Origin of the sequence: Candidatus Sarcina troglodytae (assembly GCF_015708635.1) — a bacterium.
In the GTDB taxonomy this organism is placed as follows: Bacteria; Bacillota; Clostridia; order Clostridiales; family Clostridiaceae; genus Sarcina; species Sarcina ventriculi.
Map to the genome: position 1 here is coordinate 1,886,296 of NZ_CP051754.1, position 21,058 is coordinate 1,907,353.

Consider the following 21,058-nt stretch of genomic DNA (forward strand, 5'->3'; position numbering starts at 1 on the left):
TATACTCAATCCATTATATTATAACCTTACCTGTCATAAAAAAATCAAGTGTATGATTGAAATTTATTGTGAAAAATATTAATTTTAATATTTCATAAAAAAAAGCCCCCTAATTTATAGGGCGCTTCCTTTTATATAAAGCATAAAAATTATTCAGCTACTTCAACTTCTGTTGCATAAACTGAAGCTTTTTTCTTATCTCTTCCAAGTCTTTCATATCTTACGATTCCATCTACCATAGCAAATAAAGTATCATCTTTACCTCTACCTACGTTAGTACCTGGATGAATCTTAGTTCCTCTTTGTCTAACTAATATATTTCCAGCTAGAACAAATTGTCCATCTGCACATTTAACACCAAGTCTTTTACTCTCAGAATCTCTACCATTCTTAGAGCTACCAACCCCTTTTTTATGAGCAAATAATTGAAGGTTCATTATTAACATACCACTACACCTCCTCTTTCTTTATCTTTATATATTTGCAACGAGTTTCTTTACCTAAACTCATGTCTAATCCTAAAATTAAACTTTCTAAACTCTTCTCAAAAGTTTTTAACAACACTTGAGCTTTTTTTATTTCCTCTTTAGTAAATCCATTAAGATCTACCTTAAGGTATCCTTCACCAATTTCATAATTTACGTTAAGATTCAAAACCTCATCTAAACCAATTATGACGCTTTGAGATAGCACAGATGTAGAGTTACATACCATATCATAAGCCTCTCCTGCTAAAATGGCATCTCTGTTTTCCATAGCATGCCCTTTCATAGTGAACGATATTATATTTTTTTGTTTGTCAGATTGAATACTTACTTTTATCATAACAAAATTAAGCTTCTATCTTTTCAACAACTATTTTAGTGTAAGGTTGTCTATGACCATTTTTTCTTCTATAGTCTTTCTTTCTCTTGTATTTAAATACAACAACTTTCTTAGCTTTTCCTTGAGCTAATACTTTTGCAACAACCTTAGCACCTTCTACTACTGGTGCACCAACTTTTAATTCTCCGTCTTTTGATACTGCAAGAACTTCAGTTAATTCAACAGTTGAGTCAACTTCAGCATTTAGTTTTTCAACGAATAAAACGTCTCCTTCACTAACTCTGTATTGTTTTCCTCCTGTAGTTAATACTGCGTACATAAAAACACCTCCTCATAACGGTCTCGCCACTTAAGGTACAGAAACTCTGTTTTAAACCCAGTCGTGTGCGGTTTACAAATGCCATTTTAACATAGCTATAATCTTTTGTAAAGCTAATTTTAGCATTTTTCTATATTGTTAACTAGATATTGTTTTACATTTTCTATCTGATTTTTAAATATTAAAGGTTCAACTTTATAAAATCCATTACTTTCCTTAAATTCTAAATATATATTCAAATTTAATCCATTAATATCCTTTAAAAAACCAAATATGTCTTCTTTTATGTCTTTTTCATATACACTATTAATTTCTATATAAAAATCCTTAATTTGCCCTAAGCTACTTCTTTTTAATATTTCATTTCTTATAAGAAGGTATATATATGATAATTTAAGTCTTTTACCATGACCATTGCAAGTTGTACACGGTTCTTCTATATAATTATAAATGCTCTTGCCAAACCTAGCTCGTGAAATTTGCACAAGATTTAATTCAGTAAAGTTAAATACTTTTGTTTTATTTTTATCATCTTTAAATTCTTCTTTTAAAGTATCTATAATTAGCTTTTTATCTTCATCTTTATGCATATCTATAAAATCTACTAAAATTATTCCACCTAAATTTCTAAGCTTTACTTGTCTTGCAACTTCTCTTGCCGCTTCTAAATTAGTTTCTTTAGCAGTTTTTTCAATATTTCTTTGATTTATATGTTTTTCAGAATTAACATCTATAACATACATAGCTTCAGTTTTTTCTATTATTATAGAGCCTCCACATCTTAAGGAAACCTTGTTATTTCTAAAACTTAAAATTTCTTTTTCAATTCCATAAAAATCAAACAAGGTTATACCATTTTCAAATAACTTAATATCTACATCTAAACTTTTATTTTTATCTAAAAACTCTTTTAATTTAACATAATCTTCTCTAGAATCAACAAATATGTTTTTAGTATTATCAGATATTTTATCCCTTATAATTTTCCCTATAAAATCATCATCACCATAAAGCTTTTTAGGCTTTAAAGAATACTTTCCTTGTCTTAAGATATCCTCATAAAGTGTATAGAGCTTATTTATCTCATCTTGTATGTCCTCTAAATGTGCAAACTGACCTTTAGTTCTAATAGTTACTTTTATACCATTTGTATTTATGTTATTTTTAAAAAACATTTTTAAATTATTATCTTGAATTTTTTTAGATATAATAAGAGAATCTTCTCCATTTTCTAAAACTACATATCTTCCTGGCAATGAAAAGTTAGGTGTTACCTTAGCCCCTTTACTTCCTACACCTTCTTTAATGACTTCTAAAATAAGTTCATCTCCACGTTTTAAATTTTTATGCTTTGAATCTATTATCATATAACATTGTTTTTTGTAACCTATATCTATAAAAGCACTATTAAGACCTGGAACAATCTTTTTTACAATCCCTTTATATATGCTTCCTAAAGAAGGTCCTTCTTTTTCTTCATCTATATAACATTCTTTTAATATATCATTTTCTTTAATTGCTACTCTTAAATTTTTTTCTCGTCTTTCAACATATATATCATTCATAATAAAACTTCCTTAAAATTTTAAATATACTTGCATAAAGGTACTAATTTTTTTCCTTTATAAGCATACATTTCTACCCTTTTTATATAAGTGAAAGTATTTTCTGCATAATTTTTTGTATTATCTTTAATAAGAGTTGCTAAAAGGTCTGCTGATAAATTCTCACGACTACCACAACTTATAAGAGCATTTACAACAAGTTCATTATCTTTAACCCAATATTTTATATTTTTTATCATAGGCTTTATATCAACCATTTTTTCGCCTTTTTTGCTTTTTTTAAGAACTGTTATCTCATCCTTCTTAAATAATTCATCAAGGCTTTCTAAAAGATTTTTTGTATCATTATATTTTATCTTTATTATATAACTTGCAGCATCAATAAGAGCCATAGCTTGAGGAAGTCTTTTAACATTTTCTATGACGGGACTTTTAGAAACTTCTAAAAATTTAATTCCATTTACTGTATTCTCATTAAGAATGTTTTTTACATCTATTTCCTTCATATCCTCTTCTAAATTAATGTCTAAATAATCTCCCTCTGAAGACACTCCAACTGATAGTGGCTGAGCAATTCCAAGTGCCATATGTGGATTAAACCCTTTTGAGTATTCTATATTTATTCTAGATCTTCTTATTACCCTTTGAATTGTTCTCATAAGATCTAAGTGAGATATAAATTTTATGTCATCACCCTTAGTAAATTTAATTAGATATCGCACCGTAGAAACACTCTCCTTCTTTAAAGTTTACGTTAACTCCACATCCTGTACATCCTTTTCTACAGTTTTGTGTAAGAACGCATTTTTTAGCTTTTTCATTCTCGTTTTCTAAGTATTTTCTATTAACACCAATGTCTACAAAGTCCCATGGAAGTATTTCATCATATTCTCTTTGTCTGTATGCATAAAAATCTCCATCTACATTACATTCCTCTAATGCCTCCATCCATGCATCAAACTTGAAATGTTCTGACCAACCATCAAACTTAGCACCCTTTTCATAAGCCTTTATTAAAACATCACAAAGCCTTCTATCTCCTCTTGCAAAGATTGATTCCATATATGATGTTTGTTGATGATGATAATTGTAATTTATAGCCCTTGTTTTTATAGAACTTTTAACTGCACTTATCTTTTCTGTTACTGAATCTATTTTTTCCATCGGTGCCCATTGGAATGGTGTAAATGGCTTTGGAACAAATATTGATGTACTTACTGTTATTTTTAAACCTTTATTTCTAACTTCTTTTGGAATGCTATAATACTCGTTAGCTATCTTCTCTGCCAAATCGCCAATTCCTCTAGCATCTTCAACTGTCTCATAAGGAAGTCCTAACATAAAGTATAATTTTAATGTACTCCAGCCTGATTCAAAGGCAGTTCTTGACGCTTCTAAAATTCTTTCTTCTGTTAAACCTTTATTTATAACATCTCTCATTCTTTGTGAACCAGCCTCTGGTGCAAATGTTAATCCTGTTTTTCTAACCTTTTGAATTTCTTTTAAAAGGTCAACAGAAAATGCATCTACTCTAATTGAAGGTAATGCCACACTTGTATTATTTACTCCATGTTCTTTTATAAGGTCTGTAACAAGCCCTTTAATGTCTGAATAATCACATGTGCTTAAAGATACCAAAGATATTTCATCATATCCTGTCTTATTTACCATGTTTCTTGCTTGCTTTAAAAGTGTTTCTCTTGATTTTTCTCTAACTGGTCTATAAATCATACCTGCTTGGCAAAATCTACATCCATTTGTACACCCTCTAAAAAGCTCTAACACTACCCTATCATGAACTATTTCCCCATAAGGAACTATTTCATTTTCTGGGAATGGAACTTTGTCAAAATCGTAAATTATCCTTTTCTTAACTTTTTTAGGTACATCACTATATTTAGGTTTAAATTCTTTTATCGTTTTATCTTCATTATAAGTAACATCATAAAGGGATGGAACATATACACTTTCAATTTTTGTAGCTTCTCTTAAAAATGCTTCTCTATTAAAATTTCCACTATCTTTATGTTTTCTATAAAGATTTAAAACATCATCTAATCCCTCTTCACCTTCACCTAATTGAAATATATCAAATATATCATAAACAGGCTCTGGATTATAAGCACAAGGCCCTCCTCCTAGAACTATTGGGTCATCATTTTTTCTCTCTGATGCTCTTAATGGTATCTTTGCCATATTAAGCATATTTAAAACATTGGTATAACTCATTTCATATTGAAGAGTAAATGCTAAAAAATCAAAATTTGTTATAGGATCTTTTGATTCTAAAGCATATAAAGCTATATTATTTTCCCTCATTAAATTTTCCATATCTGGCCATGGTGCAAAAACTCTTTCACAATAAGTATCTTTTCTTTCATTTAATGTGTGATACAGTATTCTTGTTCCTAAATGAGACATTCCAACCTCATAAACATCAGGAAAACAAAAAGCAAATCTTATATTTACATCTTTTGGATTTTTTATTATCTCGTTTAATTCTCCTCCAACATATCTAGAAGGTTTTTCAACTCTATATAAAATATCATCACTTATTCTTACCAATTTAGATCCTCCTAAGTTTCTAATTTAATGCTTGAAAAAAAAAGAAGTATTCATAAATACTTCTCTTTATCATTCTTTATTTTATCACAAAGTAAATTAATAACCAATATTTATTTATTTCTAGTATTATAATAATCTTTCAATTTAATATTTCCATAATTGTTTAAAATATTTATAAATTCATCTTCCTTAAGAATATATAAAATTTTCATATTATTATCTAATACATAAAATATATGAAACTTATCTTTTTCTAAAAATTTCAACAAATCTACACTATATGATTCACAATATACTGAGATACTTTTATTTTTCATATATTTTTTTCTTAATATTATTTCTTGCTTTTTCAACAATCCCTGCATAACTATATACATTGCTCTTTTTCTGTTTTTAATTGTAGTGAAAATACTAAATACACATATAAACACTATAAAAATTGCTAATACATATTTATATACTAAAAGAATTATAGCGCATACAATTAAAAAAATATTAGTAATATAGCTAATGAAAGTGGCTATATTATTAGCATTTATATAAGAAAATTTTAAAGAAAAAATTGATAAAATCAACTTAAATCCATCAAGTGGACATATAGGCATAACATTAAAAAATGCTAAAGATAAATTGATTTCAACTATAGTCATAAAAAAATCTTTATTTAAAAATTTCCATATTACAAAAAAAATCAATCCTATTGTAACATTAAACAAAGGTCCTGCTATACACACAACTATTTGTTCTTTAAGGGTTAAATTGTCATAATCCTTTATTTCTAAAGTTGCTCCTAAACAATGTAACTTCACTTGTCTAATTTCTAAATTCATAAACTTTGCTACTACTAAATGAGTAAGTTCATGCAATACTATAAAGAAAAAACAAGCAATAAATTTTTTATTTAATCCAAATATGAAAAGTATAATAAGCTGAAAAATTAGCCATTTACTAATCTTTAGATTTAATTTTCCTGTTGATTTATAACTTTCCATATAGTAAATTCCTTTATGTATTATTCAAAGATCTATATTTTATTATATTTCTTTAAATTATTTATAGAACAAACTTATTTAAATTTGCAAAGTATAACTACATAAGCCTAAGTTAAAATTGTAATTTTAACTTAGGCTTATTTCCTCTATAATTTTATATTAGTTGAACACTAAAATTATCTTTTAACATTTTTTATTGGAATATTAGCTATTAATGCTGGGCCTGCCTCACCCTCAACACTATCTTGACTAGCTACTGTTATATCCATATCCTCATCTTTTATCTCAATATATTTTGCAAGTACTTCTAACAATTCAGTTTTTATTTTCTCTAAAACTTCATTTGGAAGTTCTCCTCTGTCGTGTATTAATATTAATCTTAATCTATCTTTAGCTACTTGCTTTGGAGTGGCTTTATTACCTGAAAATACTTTATTGAAAAATGCCATCTCTTGTTCCTCCTATCCCCTTTTAAATAATTTCATTAATGAATTAAAGAATCCTCCATTACTTGCACTTGTTCCACTTAAATCCATTATTGGAACTTCTTCACCCATTATTCTTTTTGCAATATTTCTAAATGCTTGTCCTGCATTTGCATCTGTTAATACTATTGGTTCACCTTTATTAGTAGATATAGTTATATCTCTATCATCTGGAACTACTCCTAATAATTTTACTGAAAGAATTTCTAATATGTCAGGTATATCTAACATATCACCATTTTGAGTCATAGTATAATTTAATCTATTTATTACTAATTGATGATCATTTAATCCCTTAGCATCTAGTTTTCCTATAACCCTATCAGCATCCCTTACAGATGTAACTTCTGGATTTACAACAACTATAGCTTTATCAGCTCCTACTACAGCATTTTCAAAACCTTGTTCTATTCCTGCTGGACAATCTATAACAACATAATCGAATTCTTCTTTAAGTTCTGCAACAAGTTTTAACATTTGTTGAGTACTTATATCATCTTTATCTTTAACTTGGGCAGTTGGAAGTAAGCAAAGATTTGGAAATCTTTTATCTTTTATTAAGGCTTGTTTTGTTCTACATCTACCTTCAATTACATCTATTATTGTATATACTATTCTATTTTCTAAGCCCATTAATACATCTAGGTTTCTAAGTCCTGTATCTCCATCTACCACAACAACTTTTTTTCCTTCAGCAGCAAGTGCTGTACTTATATTTGCACTAGTAGTTGTTTTACCAACTCCACCCTTTCCTGATGTTACAACTATAGATATTCCCATAATAAAATTCCTCTCCTTAATATAGTTTGATTTTAATTTAATATATATATTTATCTGGTAAGTATGGTTCAAGAATCATTTCACCATCTTTTAAACTTGCAACTTCTGGATATCCGGATTTTTCAAAATTATCCGGTGATACTGTGATTTTTCCTGCAATGGACAGTAACTCTGGTGACATACTAAAAGCTGCTATTATTGATTTCTCGTTACCATTATCTCCAGCATACACTCTACCATTTAAACTTCCTAAGACTATAATATTGCCTAATGCTTTAACTTCTGCTCCATGGTTTACATCTCCTACTATTATTATGTTACCTGGATATGTTAGCATTTGACCGCCTCTAACGGTAGTTCTTATAAATTTTGTTCTTCCTTCATAGACTCCATCAAAAACTTTTTTTACATTTTCTTCTTTTTGCCTAAATTCACAATTTTTAACCGCAATCTGATCAAAAATAGAATCTTTTAATATTTTAGCCTGTCTTTCATTAATACTATTTAATTCTGTAGTAATGATTAAATTAGCTCCTGTAAAAAAATTTTTTCCTTTTTTTAATTTATTTAATAATGCTTCTAGCATTTCATTAAAATCGCCAAATTTATCCATTTGGATTATGACATTAAATCCATCTTTATTTCCTTTTATAGCAATTCTTTCATCATACATAGTAAAATTGTCCTCCAAATTAACTTATAACTAGCTTTTTTATTAATGAAACTTAGAATATATTAATAAATTTCAACAAGACTCATATATATTATATAGATAATTCCTTATCAATAAAAGTCTTTTTGTCAAAATAAAAATAAAACTTTAAAAATTTGTTTTTTATTTTTGTTTTTTTGGAAATAATTTTGTATTAATTTCATTTTTCACCTTAATATTACTTATATTTTACAATACAAGTAATATTTTTATTCATCTATAAATAACCTCTCTCTTTTAAACTTATATAATTATTATCACCTATTATTATGTGATCTAAAAGTTCTATTCCCATTATATTGCCACACTCTTTAATTCGCTTAGTGACATTTATATCTTCTTTACTAGGTGTTGGATCTCCAGATGGGTGATTATGACAAACTATTATAGACGCTGCACTATTTTTTAAAGCTTCTTTAAAAACTTCTCTTGGATGCACTAGTGATGAATTTAAACTTCCCTTAAATATTTCTTTTTTAGATAATATATTGTTTTTACCATTTAATGTTATAACCATAAAAACTTCTTGTTGCATAAAAAAAATATCAGTCATTATTAATGAAACAATATCTGAAGGTTTTTTTATTGTAATTCTTTTTCTAGGTTTTGATAATCTCTTATAAATTTCGCACACTGATAAAATTTGAGTAGCTTTTGCAGTTTTTATCCCCTTTATACCCATAAGATCCTCTACTGAACAGGTTAAAAGACCATGTATTCCTCCAATATCATTTAAAATTCTTTTCGATAATTCTAAAACATTCTCATCTTTATTCCCTGTACCTAGTATAATAGCTAATAATTCTTTATCTGTCAAAAAATTACTACCATATTTTAAAAGTTTTTCTCTTGGTCTTTCATCTTTAGGTGTATCTAAAAGTTTAATACTTTCTTTCATATACCCTCCTAATATCAACAAGTAAATTAAAATTAGTTATAGCTTATACTTTTATAACATTAATCAGAAATTATATTATAAATTAGTAATTTTATAACTACATAAAAAAGCATTTAATTTATTTATAGGTAAGCCCATCACATTGTAATAACACCCATCTATTTTCTCTACAAAAACGCCTCCTAATCCCTGTATTCCATAAGCTCCTGCTTTATCCATAGGTTCTTTAGACTCTATGTATCTATCAATTTGATCACCAGTTAACTCAGAAAACTTAACCTTCGTTTCACAGACAAAACTTTCTATATCTAAATTTTCAGTATTTACTATACAAACTCCTGAATACACCTTATGAGTATTACCACTTAAAACTGATAACATACCATAAGCATCATCATAATTTTTAGGTTTTCCTAGTATTTTGTTATTATAAAAAACTATTGTATCTACTCCTATAATTAATGATTTATTATTAACTTTTTCTTTAACGGCTAACGCCTTCCCTCTTGCTAATAACTTTACATATTCCTCCACATCTCCATTAAATGTTATGCTATCCTCATCAAAATCTGATTCTATTATTTTAAAATCATTCACTACTCTCTTTAAAAGTTCTTTTCTTCTAGGCGATTTAGATGCTAAAACTATTTCCATTAAAATTCAACTCCATTCTTTTTATTTATATTTTAAATTTCATAATGTATTTTATATAAATACTTATTTTAAAATCATACCCTATCAAATAATTATACATTAATCATTTAAAATTATGTAAAAAGACTATATAAAAGTGTTTACTTTTATATAGCCTCCTAAATAAAATTATTCTCTAAAATTAGTTAAAACTTTATATATTGAATTATATGATGCTTCTAAATCATTTTTTGTTATCTCTTCACTTAATGAATTTATATTTTCTTTTAGTTGATTAAATATAGAATTATTTGCAGCATTTTTATCCTCTTCTAAAGCATTAGTCCACTCTTTAAATTCAGCTGTTTTAATACCACTTACTGCATCATCATCTAATTTATTTAAAATTTGAATATATCCATTTAACATTTCAGCTATTTTATTATTACAATTATCTGACTTTAATATAGAAAATTTTGTTTTGCTAGTTGCTATATTATTACTCTCTAAAGTATTCACAATATTATTTGCTTCACTTTCATTTCCAATATAAGAAATTACTCTATACTTTCCATCTTCCTCTATAATTGCTCCTAAGCTAATATTTTGTAAGCTACTTAAAACACTCTGCGCTCCTTCTGCCTTTGAATATACCCCACATTGTACCATAACATACTGCTCTTTACTAGAATTTTGTATCGCTTGACCACTTGTAGCTTGTTCTTTATTACCCGTTGAAATATTACCTTCTCCACTCCCTGTATCTTTATTTTGTCCTAAATTTTCACTATTTGATGTAGCATCACTAGTATTTGTATCCTTAGATAAAATCTTATTTATATTTTCTCCTGCCGTAGTTGGTAAAATAACAAATCTATACAACCCTATACCTACAATTAAAGCAACAACAATAACCCCTAAAACAGATACTAACATTTTCTTTCGTTCATTCTTCCTTTTTTTTATGTTCAAGTCATACCTTGTATACTTCATCTCACTTCACCTGCCATACCCTTTAATAAAATTCTATATATATTTATTTTACAGATATTTGAAATTTCCTCTTTAACAAGTAATTTTTTTAGTAAAAATGAACAAAAAAATAAGCTATTTATAAAGTTTAGCAATTAATACTTTATAAACTAGCTTATTTTATAGACTATATTTTAATATATTAAATATTATTTTATTTCTTTTAATATTTCTAATAAAAGTTTCCACACATTCATTGTTGAAGATATACTTAGATGTTCATTTGGTGTATGCACATCAAACATATTAGGTCCAAAAGATATCATATCTAAATCTTTTATTTTTTCACCTAAAAGTCCACACTCAAGTCCTGCGTGAATTGCTATAATTTTAGCATCTTCTCCTGTTACATCTTTATAAACTTTTTTACAAAGTTCTCTTATCTTTGACTTAGGGTTATATTGCCACTCTGGGTACGGTGCTGCTATTTCACATTTTGCCCCTAAAACTTCTGCAATATCACTTGTTTGTTTAACTATTTTTTCTTTTAATGTTCCAACTGAACTTCTTGTAGCATTTTTAAATATTATTGATTTATTATTTGTTTCAACAACTCCTAGATTTGTTGAACTTTGAACTAAATCTTTTATTGCCATACTCATGGTATCTACTCCATTTGGTATAAGATTTAGAATCTTTATAGCCTTATATGTTGAATCCTTAGAAAATACTTCATTTGGAATTTCTAAAGTTTCACAAACCTTAACAGTAACATCTTTATCATTAGCTTCTAACTCATTCTTAAACATTAAATCAAACTCTTTGCATATTTCTATGACTTTTTCAATATTGCTTTCTTCTAAAACTATTAAAGCATCACATTCTCTTGGAATAGCATTATCTTTAGAACCTCCATTAATATATGCTAATGAAAAATCTACATTTTCTAAAAGAGCATTTAAAACCCTTCCCATAAGTTTATTAGAATTTCCTCTTTCCTTGTTTATCTCCATTCCTGAATGGCCACCTTTTAAATTTCTTAATGAAATTTCTAAGGCTCTTAAATTTTCCTTTGTTTCTTCCCATTTTATATCTAAAGATACATTAGTTCTAACTCCACCTGCACAGCTTACAAGGAAAAAACCTTCTTCTTCTGAATCAAGATTTAATAATATTTTTCCATCTAAATACTCTCCGTTAAGAGCCATAGCTCCGCTCATTCCAGTTTCCTCATCAGTTGTAACTAAAAGTTCTAAATTAGGATGTGGTATATCATTTGATGCTAATATAGCCATTCCATAAGCTATTGCTATACCATTATCAGCCCCTAAAGTTGTACCATTTGCATAAATAAAATCACCATCAACTTTAAGCTCTAATGGATCTTTTGTAAAGTCATGAACCGTATCTATATTTTTTTCACATACCATATCCATATGTCCTTGTAAGATTACAGTCGGAGCATTCTCATAACCCTTTGTTGCTGGTTTTTTTATTATAATGTTTAAAGCTTCATCTTGTATTGTCTCAAGACCTAAATCATTACCAAACTTAGCTAAATAATCACTTATTCTTTTCTCATCTCCTGATCCTCTAGGAATTTGTGAAATCTCCTCAAAATATTTAAATACATCATTTGGTTGCAAGTCTTTTAAAATATTCATAATATATACTCCTTCCATCAATCATATTATAAAATATAGTTATCAAATTTATTCTTTTATTTATTATAACAGAACTTTCTTATAATAACTAATAATTTTAGAGCAATAAAAAAGGAGAATTCTAATTTAGAATCCTCTTTTTCATTCTTTATTTATTGGTAAATTTAAAATCTTTAAATAATTCTCCTAAACAAAAACCTTCATTTTCATCATTATATTGCATATATTCTTTTGATTTTTCTATGGCATCTTTTATACTTAAGGCTATTTTATTTTCATCACTATTTATATCTAATATTTTAACTTTAATCTTTTTACCTATTTCTAAAGCATCAGATGGTTTTGATATATTTTCATCTGTTATTTCTGATATATGAACAAATCCTTCAACACCTGGCTCTATTTCTACAAATGCACCAACTTTTATAAATTTGCTTACAACTCCATCTAAAACATCATTAACCTTATATTTAGTTTTTATATTATCCCAAGGATTTTGTAAAATATCCTTTAAAGACAAAGAAATTCTTCCTTTGCTTTTATCAACTTCTTGAACAAAAACTTCAACATTATCTCCGACACTTACAACATCTTCTGGCTTATTAACCCTTGACCAAGACATATCATTTAGATGAATTAGTCCATTAACTCCTCCTATGTCTACAAAAGCTCCAAATTTAACAAGTTTAGTTACAACACCCTGTCTTTTTTCTCCTGATTTTATGCTATTCCATATTCTTTCTTTCTCTTCTTTAGCTAAAGTCTCTTCCACAACTCTTCTTGATACAACAATCTTATTATTTCTTTTTTCAAACTCTATAACCTTAACATCTAATGACTTTCCAAGCAAAGTATTAAAATTTTCAATTCTTCTTATACTACACTGAGAAGCTGGCATAAATACTTTTACACCATTAGCATCACAAGATAAACCGCCCTTTATAACTTCTTTTACCTTTACACTTATTAATTTATTTTCTTCAAATGATTTTTCTATATTTTCTATTGTTTTTTCTTTATCAGCTCTCTTTTTTGATAATAAAACATTTCCATCCCCATCATCACCACTTAAAACCATAACATATATAATATCATCTATACTTAGAGAATTGATATCAAATTCGTCATTATTGGAAATTTCATTTTTAGGTATTATTCCATCTGCAAAATGACCTATATTAACCACTATTTCATCATTTTTCACGCTAACAACTTTACCTTTTACTATTTCTCCTTTATGAAAATTTTTCAATTCAAAGTCGCTCATTAATTCTTCCATTGTTATTTCTTTATCCAAAAATATCAACTCCTTAGATTACATCATACATTTATTTTACATAATTACTTTTCTTTGCACAAGAAAAAAGCTGAATCAATTATTAAAAAATTCTAAAAATTACAAACTCGTTTTTTAAAACTTAATCATAATCGATACAGCCAAAATTATCTAATCAATATTTAAAAGTTCAAAGCCTTCTTCTTCTAAAGCTTCTCTTATCTCATCTTCTGAAATTTCTCCATAAAGTACAGCACTACCAATTTCAACCTCTGAAACCTTATCTACTCCATCTAATTCTAGAAGTGTATTTCTCACATGATTAATACAATGAGTCCCTGCCATGCCGTCTATCTCTAAAATAATTTTACTCATAAAATTCGCCCCTTTTAACCTTAAAATTATTAATTACAATTATAAAATATTTCATTTTATAATTATTGTCAATATAATATTTAAACTTTTATTTTTAAATATTAAAAGGCAAATTAATTTAATTTATTTTATCTTTATATAAATTATTATAACAATAATTTATAATATCACTTCTTTTTATTATTCCTATAAAAATCCCATTATCATCTATTACGGGAACGAAATTTTGAGATATAGCTAAGGAAATTAAACTTTCTATATTTGCGCTTATACAAACACTTTTATGTCTAACACGCCTTGGTATATCCTTAAGTTTTACAGTATTTACATTTTGGAAATTTAATTCTGGAGTGTTTTTTAACTTCCAAAGCAAATCCCCTTCTGTTAACGTTCCAACATATCTTCCCTCTTTATCTATCATAGGAACAGCAGTATACCCATGTCGTTCCATTCTCTCTATTACTTGTCGCATGTTTGCATCTATATTTTCATAAACTACTTCGCTTTTTGGCGTTAGAAAAAATGCAATATTCATATTGAATCCCTTCTCTATTTTAATTTATTCTTTTTTATTGTTTATCAATTTATATACTATCATAAGTCTTGATAATTTACTTTAAATAAATATTAAATTTATAATTTATTTACTTTATTATTACTGTGATTTTGTGCTCTTTTAAACTTATAAGCCATATCCATATATTCTATATCACTTAAAATAGAATTCACCTTATTAAAAACCACCTCATCAGATAAAGTTTTCTTTAATACAACTTCTTGTAAAAGTTTATGATTACACTTTGGACATTTCCCAAGAGATAAAAATCTCCAGCTAAAAAGCCTTAAGGGGTGCTCTCTATCAACTTCTATATTGCATTTAGGGCATAAAAAATCTATATTATAACTTTCTATATTATATTTTTTGAGTTCTTTAATCCTTATAGATGGCATATTGTATACATCTTTTACAATATAATTTTTAACTATTTTATTGTTATATAGCCTTTTAAAAACCTCTGCTGTATAATTTGCATCATTTAAAGCATCATGAAGTTTTGATTTATCCACCTTTATTTTAAGTTCATCTAGGGCATTTTTCAAACTCAGCACCTTTTTATGAGCTAATATCTTTGTACAATATTCTTGTATATCTAAATATTCCTTTATCCATTGTATATTTTTATAATTATGATAATTTGCATTATCTATAATATGAACTATATCATCTGTTGCCCATGAACATATTATTTGGTTTTCTCCAACAAAACTTTTTAATTCATCCATTGCACTTTTGAAATTTTTACCTGTTTTTAAATCCTTTTCTGTTATTCCTGTTATTTCAGTTATTTTAGGATTTAAAATTTTAAATGCTTCAGGTTTTATATAAGTTTTATATTCATCTATTTTTTGCATAAATTTATTAAGCTTTACTGCCCCAATCTCTATTATCTCGTTATCTATAGATAAATTTTTAATTTCCGCATATTCATCATAAATCTTAGGATAATATTTAGTTATACTCTGCATATTATTAAACTCTAAGTCAATAATTATATATCCCATCATTTTACATCCCTTCACCATTAATACATATATAATTATGCCATGGATTTAGGTATTTTTCACTCTTATTTTATATTTTTAAAAATTATATCTAAAAGTCCCTAAAATTAATCATATTTTATTTAATTATTACTTTTAGCAAATTTTAAATAAAATGCTATATCAAAATGAATAACATTTCACTTTAATATAGCATTTATATAAATTTACTTACATCTTATTAAACTCAAACTAGAATTTTGTCCAAAGATTTAAAGCTCTATTCGTTAAACTTTCTTGTCTACCAGCTACAGACTCTATTTTCCAATCATTAAGAGCTAAAACTTCTTTAGTTATCTCAAAATCGCTCTTCTTACTTAAATATTGTTCAACTTTTTCAGCAAAAGCCTTATTATTTAATTTTGTATTTTTAGTTCCGTTTATTATAACTAAATTTCCAAGCTTATTACACCAATTTTTTCTCTCATCTACTGTAAAATTAGTAGTCCAATAAGCATCTTTAGCATTTCTAGGTAAAATATGTTCTAACATTATTTTATTTGTATAATCTAAAATTTCACCATTTCTTTTTTCCATATCAAGTCTTATTAAAATATATTTTGGAACTAACATCCTTCCTTTACTGTAAAACTCAATATCATCTAAAGAATTTCTAAAATATGCAGTAGTTCTTTCTAAATCACTTATAAACACATTAGACTTTTTAATTTCTTCTAAAGAAGAGCTTGAATCTATAACCTCTAATATTTTATAAACCCTTGCTAATCTATCTGCAAAAGAATTTCCATTTACCCAATCAATTACTATTCTCTTTTCTAATACTTTCAAGAATTCTAATATATCTTCATCATTTTTGAATTTCTCAATAAATTTAATTAAAGCAACCATCCATTCATCATATGGAATAAAATCTCTCATGATTCTTACTAAATTTTGATAGTATATAGAATTCTCTTTACTTGAAAGCTCTATATTTCCTTCATTTATATATTTATTATATAAATCTTTAATTTCTTTTAAATGCTCTACAAAATTGATTCCTATATAATCTGGTTCAGAAACAAATATCTTTTTACTGAATTCTTCATAAACAGTAGCTGTTGCTTTTCTATTTTGCTTCATAGTCCTCATAAAGCCAATTATTTGCTCTAATTTATCCTTACCTAATTCTTGTTCTATGTTTTCCCACATATCAGTATAGATATTTCTCTTATCTTCACTTATAACTCTTAAATTTTCACTTTTTAAAAGATCAGCATTAGTTAAAGGTAATCCCCTTGCATTTATTACATTAAACAATCTAAATGCTGAAGTAAATGAATCTGTTGTTATAACAACCACTACTACCTTTTGTAAAAAATATTTTGTAAATTCATCTAGTTTAGATTCTAAAACCTCTCCATTTTCATCTATAAATACTTCTTTAAATGTCTTTATAGCATTTAACATATTTTGCTTTGCTTCTGAGATTTCCTTTTCATCAATCTCATTAACTAAATCAGTTCCACCATCTGTTAAAACATATTTTTTAAAGAATTCAGCTTCTTTTCCTCTAACCCTAACTCTTATGCTTTCCTTAATTCCCATAAGCTCATTAGGTTTTTGATATATTAAAGATGATAATATGTTTTTATATGCTTCATTTTTAGTTAAATCTCTAATAGTTGCAATAAGTATTATTATAGATGTAAGTCTTTGTTGTCCATCTATAACATCATATAATCCTGAGCCATCATCCTTATACTCTTTAGAACATAAAACAATACTTCCTATAAAATATGGTTCATACTCTTCAAAACCGTTATTATTTTCTTTATTTAGTCCTATAGAATCCATTATATCATCTATTAATTGCTTTAAATTATCTTTATTCCATGAATACGCCCTTTGATAGTCTGGAATATCAAATAAAAATTTATCATTTAGCAAATCTTTTATATAATGCTCTTTAGCTTTAACTTTATCTGTAAACAAAATGTCATCTCCCTATAAAAATATTTATTAATTTATTTAATAAGGTTTTATTTTAAATAAACACATAGTTTAAAACAAGTCCATTTAAAACTTATCCTTCTCTAAAATACATTCACATAAATAAAAAAGCCTTTAAAAGGCTTTTTTATTATAACAAATTTTGATATGTTTGTCTAAAGTTATATTATCAATACACTAAGCTAGGTTATTCTATATCAATACCAGCCATTTTCATTAAATATTTAGCATTTCTAGTTTTAGAAACACCTTGCCTTATTTTGTAATCAAACATTATTTTATTGCTTTTATAATATTCCTTAAAATAATAGTTTGATACAAAGTCATTATTTTTTTCCATATCACAAAGTTCTAAATCATGAGTTGATACAAGACCTAATGTATCGCCCTTTAAAAGTTGATTTATCAAAACCACAGCCCCTTCATGCCTATCTATTGAATTAGTTCCCTTAAATATCTCATCTAGCAAGAAAAATATTCTCTCATTTCTCTTTGTACCATCTACTATACCTTTTACTCTTAAGATTTCAGAATAAAAAGATGATATATTATTTTCTAAGTCATCACCAGTTCTCATACAAGTATAAATATTAAAAATAGGCACATTAAACTCTTTTGCAGGAACATTTAACCCTAAATAGCTTAATATCATATTGAAGCCAACTGTTCTTAAAAATGTACTTTTACCTGACATATTTGAACCTGTAATTAATAATACCCTAGTATTTTTATCCATATAAAAATCATTTCCAACAGCTTCATCTCCTAATAATGGATGAGTCAAATCCTTCCCAGATAAAACACTGTCAGTAATGTTTGGTACTTCCCATAATGGATTATTAAACACCAATGTGCTTAAAGAGCTCATAGCTTCAAACTGTCCTAAACACTCCATATAAGCATTAAACTTATCCTTGTTTTTGTATTTCCATTTTTCTAATTTTTTTATCATTTGATAATCCCATAAAAATAAACAATTTAATATTATATAAAATGCATTATGCCTATCATAAAGCCATGAAGTTATCTTCTCAAGCTCTAGCAAATCTTCACTAGCTAAAGAATTACTATCTTTAAAAATACTTTTTAATTTATTCAACTCACTAGATTTAAATTCCTCATTTTCTATTATTTTAATAGCCTTTACATAAGTTTTAATCTTATATTTTAAATCCTCAAAAATAATCAACCCTTTTTTTACATCACTATCAATAAACTTTAAAAGATAATACGATATCCCTAAAGTGACTAAAATATCTATCCACTCACCTATGCCAAATATAATTAGAATTATTACTAATACATTTATTATTGGCATTCCTATTCTAATTAAATCAAAAAATTTTATATGTTTTTTATCATTCTCTTTTACCCAATCTCCTATAAAAGTTTCATCATTTTTATTTTTGTCACTTTTTAAAGTTGATGTTAACTCTTGTCTAAAATCAATTTTATCAGCAAGTTCCTTTAAAGAACTTTGCCTTTCTAAAATTTCTTCTCTCCTTGGAAGATTATTAAACATCATTAAATTTTTTAAAGATTCTCTACCGTAAGTTGTTTTAGTATTATTAACCCATTGAAACAAAGAATTCTTACCAAAAATATCTAAATCATTAATAAACGGATGCTTTAAGTCTAAATATTCCTCTCCTTTATCATCAAAGCTCTTCCATTTTCCATTTATTCTCTCTATTTCTTTCTTATTTAATTCTATAAATCCTTTAACCCTCTCTTTATTTATATATATTTTCTCATGAATTTTAACTAAAAATAAAAATAATATTATGTGAAGCACAAATAATACTATTCCAAAAAATAAATCTCTTCTTGTGTAACAAAAAACTTCAAAAAATATTGCACTTATTACAGTTAAAATTCTTAAAAGACTTATACTGTTATAGTTTCTGTTTAGTTTTTCTATTTCTAATTTCTTTGAATCAATTCTCTTATTATAAAAAGCTACCCTATCCTGCATAAACACCTCTTAAATTAACAATTCTTTTTAATCTTCAAATCTTAAATAAAGCTTATTACCCCTTATTTTTAACTTGTATAAATAGAAAGATTTTTAATAATCATCTCTCTTATTAAATACATTATCTTTATCTGCTTAGACTTTCATAAATAATATTTAAATTCTCTCTCATAGCTTCTAGATAAGTTAAATTTTGAGGTATACTCTCTAAGCTATGAATTTTAACAACTTTTACATTCGCTTCATTTGCTAAAGTTTCCGATAATCTTCTACTTGCAACCTCAGGCATAAATACAGTCGTTACATTATTTTCTTTACAAAAATTAACCAAATCCTTCAACATACTTGGAGTAATTTCTCCTTCCCCAAATAACTCCTCAATACTTACTTGATTTAGCCCAAAGTCCTTACAAAGATATCCAAAAGCTGTATGACTTGTTACAAAATTTTTATTTTCTAAACTATCAAATTTTTCCTTATATTCCGTATAAAGAGAATCTATTTTAGAAACAAACTCATTATAATTATCCTCGTAATAATTGCTATTTTCTAAATCTATGCTTTTAAGCGCATTTTTAATATTCAAACTTTGCACTTTACATTGAGTTAAACTAAGCCATATGTGAGGATCTACCTTTTTCTTTGTCATGCTTTCATTATAATTATCTATACTATTTCCATTTTCATCTATAACATCTACATTTTCAGATGTATTAATTACAACGACCTCCATATCTTTTATACTATCTACTACTTTATTTACCCATTCCTCCATCCCCAAACCATTATATAGAAATATTTGAGAATTATTTAAAGTAATTAAATCTTTACTTGTTGGTTCATAATCATGGGGATCAATACCATTTTTAATAATATTCTTAGTGATTATCCTATCTCCCCCTATAATTTGGGTTACTTCTCTTATAGGTTCTATAGATGTAACTACTTGTATTTTTTCTAAATCAGTATCAAAAGCAGTTTCTACTTTATTGCAACCAATAAAAAAAGTAGGAATGATTAAAACAGTAGCCATCATTATTTTTTTTAACATTTTTCCTCCTTAAATAATTTAATGTTTATATAAAATTATTATACTATTTATATTGAAATAATCACCTTTTTTTAATTAAATTAACATAAAATAAATTTAATTTTAAATTCAAACAAAGAAAGACTATTAAAGAAAAATTTCTTTAATAGTCTCCTTTTTGAATGGTATTTGAATTTATAACCTTAATTTTCACCAATATCTATAATTATGATATTATAAAATATTTGGTGGTATATCCGTTTATGTTTTTATAATCAGCAAAAATTATATATTATAAATAATTTTTTATTTTATTATAAAAACTTTTGTTTATTTACAATCGCAATTTTGTAAATGTTGTTTAAACAACCTCTGCCTTTCGGACAAGAGCGCAGACTATATCATTACCTTTCATTAATTATTAATGTTTTAGGTAC

Annotated in this window: 21 protein-coding genes; all 21 read right to left on the bottom strand. The window is 26.4% G+C overall.

All coding sequences use genetic code 11. From position 1 onward, the window contains the following. Nucleotides 1-149: 149 nt before the first annotated feature. The 21 genes from rpmA to HH195_RS08695 all read right to left on the bottom strand — a co-directional run bounded on the left by rpmA (nt 150) and on the right by HH195_RS08695 (nt 20,642). The gene (gene rpmA / locus HH195_RS08595; protein WP_055259468.1) at nt 150-446 is read right to left on the bottom strand and encodes a 50S ribosomal protein L27; all 297 of its coding nucleotides are present in this window, start codon (nt 444-446) and stop codon (nt 150-152) included. Nucleotides 447-450: 4 nt separating this feature from the next. Beyond that, a complete protein-coding gene (locus HH195_RS08600; RefSeq protein WP_196370863.1) occupies nt 451-825 on the bottom strand; it encodes a ribosomal-processing cysteine protease Prp in 375 nt (124 codons plus the stop codon). A 7-nt stretch (nt 826-832) separates the two neighbouring features. Continuing rightward, nucleotides 833-1,144: a 50S ribosomal protein L21 gene (gene rplU, locus HH195_RS08605; RefSeq protein WP_055259472.1), complete on the bottom strand. Its 312-nt coding sequence runs from the start codon at nt 1,142-1,144 to the stop codon at nt 833-835. Nucleotides 1,145-1,263: 119 nt separating this feature from the next. Continuing rightward, on the bottom strand, nt 1,264-2,709 hold the full coding sequence (locus HH195_RS08610; RefSeq protein ID WP_196370864.1) for an Rne/Rng family ribonuclease: 1,446 nt from the start codon (nt 2,707-2,709) through the stop codon (nt 1,264-1,266). 20 nt (nt 2,710-2,729) lie between these two features. Continuing rightward, nucleotides 2,730-3,431: a TIGR03936 family radical SAM-associated protein gene (locus HH195_RS08615; RefSeq protein WP_196370865.1), complete on the bottom strand. Its 702-nt coding sequence runs from the start codon at nt 3,429-3,431 to the stop codon at nt 2,730-2,732. After that, nucleotides 3,415-5,274 (bottom strand): TIGR03960 family B12-binding radical SAM protein, encoded by a 1,860-nt coding sequence (locus tag HH195_RS08620; RefSeq protein WP_055259478.1) that lies wholly within the window; start codon nt 5,272-5,274, stop codon nt 3,415-3,417. Before HH195_RS08620 ends, HH195_RS08615 begins: the two co-directional genes overlap by 17 nt. A gap of 110 nt (nt 5,275-5,384) precedes the next feature. Beyond that, nucleotides 5,385-6,266, bottom strand: coding sequence for a site-2 protease family protein (locus HH195_RS08625; protein WP_196370866.1), 882 nt, complete (start codon nt 6,264-6,266; stop codon nt 5,385-5,387). A gap of 176 nt (nt 6,267-6,442) precedes the next feature. Beyond that, entirely contained in the window at nt 6,443-6,715 is a 273-nt protein-coding gene (gene minE, locus HH195_RS08630; protein ID WP_055259481.1) for a cell division topological specificity factor MinE, read from the bottom strand. Between the two features lie 12 nt (nt 6,716-6,727). Beyond that, nucleotides 6,728-7,531, bottom strand: coding sequence for a septum site-determining protein MinD (minD, locus tag HH195_RS08635; protein ID WP_055259483.1), 804 nt, complete (start codon nt 7,529-7,531; stop codon nt 6,728-6,730). Nucleotides 7,532-7,568: 37 nt separating this feature from the next. Then, nucleotides 7,569-8,204, bottom strand: a complete 636-nt coding sequence (gene minC / locus HH195_RS08640) for a septum site-determining protein MinC (RefSeq protein ID WP_055259484.1) — start codon at nt 8,202-8,204, stop codon at nt 7,569-7,571. Nucleotides 8,205-8,460: 256 nt separating this feature from the next. After that, nucleotides 8,461-9,141, bottom strand: coding sequence for a RadC family protein (gene radC, locus HH195_RS08645; protein WP_055259486.1), 681 nt, complete (start codon nt 9,139-9,141; stop codon nt 8,461-8,463). 75 nt (nt 9,142-9,216) lie between these two features. Continuing rightward, on the bottom strand, nt 9,217-9,795 hold the full coding sequence (locus HH195_RS08650) for a Maf-like protein (protein WP_196370867.1): 579 nt from the start codon (nt 9,793-9,795) through the stop codon (nt 9,217-9,219). Between the two features lie 168 nt (nt 9,796-9,963). Then, complete coding sequence (locus HH195_RS08655; RefSeq protein ID WP_196370868.1) at nt 9,964-10,767, bottom strand: hypothetical protein; 804 nt, start codon at nt 10,765-10,767, stop codon at nt 9,964-9,966. Between the two features lie 188 nt (nt 10,768-10,955). Next, on the bottom strand, nt 10,956-12,410 hold the full coding sequence (locus HH195_RS08660; protein WP_196370869.1) for an aminoacyl-histidine dipeptidase: 1,455 nt from the start codon (nt 12,408-12,410) through the stop codon (nt 10,956-10,958). A 148-nt stretch (nt 12,411-12,558) separates the two neighbouring features. Then, nucleotides 12,559-13,707, bottom strand: a complete 1,149-nt coding sequence (gene rpsA, locus HH195_RS08665) for a 30S ribosomal protein S1 (RefSeq protein ID WP_196370870.1) — start codon at nt 13,705-13,707, stop codon at nt 12,559-12,561. 150 nt (nt 13,708-13,857) lie between these two features. After that, nucleotides 13,858-14,061 (bottom strand): heavy-metal-associated domain-containing protein, encoded by a 204-nt coding sequence (locus tag HH195_RS08670; RefSeq protein ID WP_055259496.1) that lies wholly within the window; start codon nt 14,059-14,061, stop codon nt 13,858-13,860. Between the two features lie 118 nt (nt 14,062-14,179). After that, nucleotides 14,180-14,596, bottom strand: a complete 417-nt coding sequence (locus HH195_RS08675) for a CBS domain-containing protein (RefSeq protein ID WP_055259498.1) — start codon at nt 14,594-14,596, stop codon at nt 14,180-14,182. A 98-nt stretch (nt 14,597-14,694) separates the two neighbouring features. Next, nucleotides 14,695-15,624 (bottom strand): 3'-5' exonuclease, encoded by a 930-nt coding sequence (locus tag HH195_RS08680; RefSeq protein WP_196371926.1) that lies wholly within the window; start codon nt 15,622-15,624, stop codon nt 14,695-14,697. A 231-nt stretch (nt 15,625-15,855) separates the two neighbouring features. Continuing rightward, entirely contained in the window at nt 15,856-17,598 is a 1,743-nt protein-coding gene (locus tag HH195_RS08685) for a DUF262 domain-containing protein (RefSeq protein WP_196370871.1), read from the bottom strand. Between the two features lie 205 nt (nt 17,599-17,803). Next, the gene (locus HH195_RS08690) at nt 17,804-19,591 is read right to left on the bottom strand and encodes a MutS family DNA mismatch repair protein (protein ID WP_196370872.1); all 1,788 of its coding nucleotides are present in this window, start codon (nt 19,589-19,591) and stop codon (nt 17,804-17,806) included. Nucleotides 19,592-19,718: 127 nt separating this feature from the next. Further along, nucleotides 19,719-20,642 carry a metal ABC transporter solute-binding protein, Zn/Mn family gene (locus HH195_RS08695; RefSeq protein ID WP_196370873.1) on the bottom strand — a complete coding sequence of 308 codons (924 nt, stop codon included), beginning with the start codon at nt 20,640-20,642 and terminating at the stop codon, nt 19,719-19,721. Nucleotides 20,643-21,058: the final 416 nt, after the last annotated feature.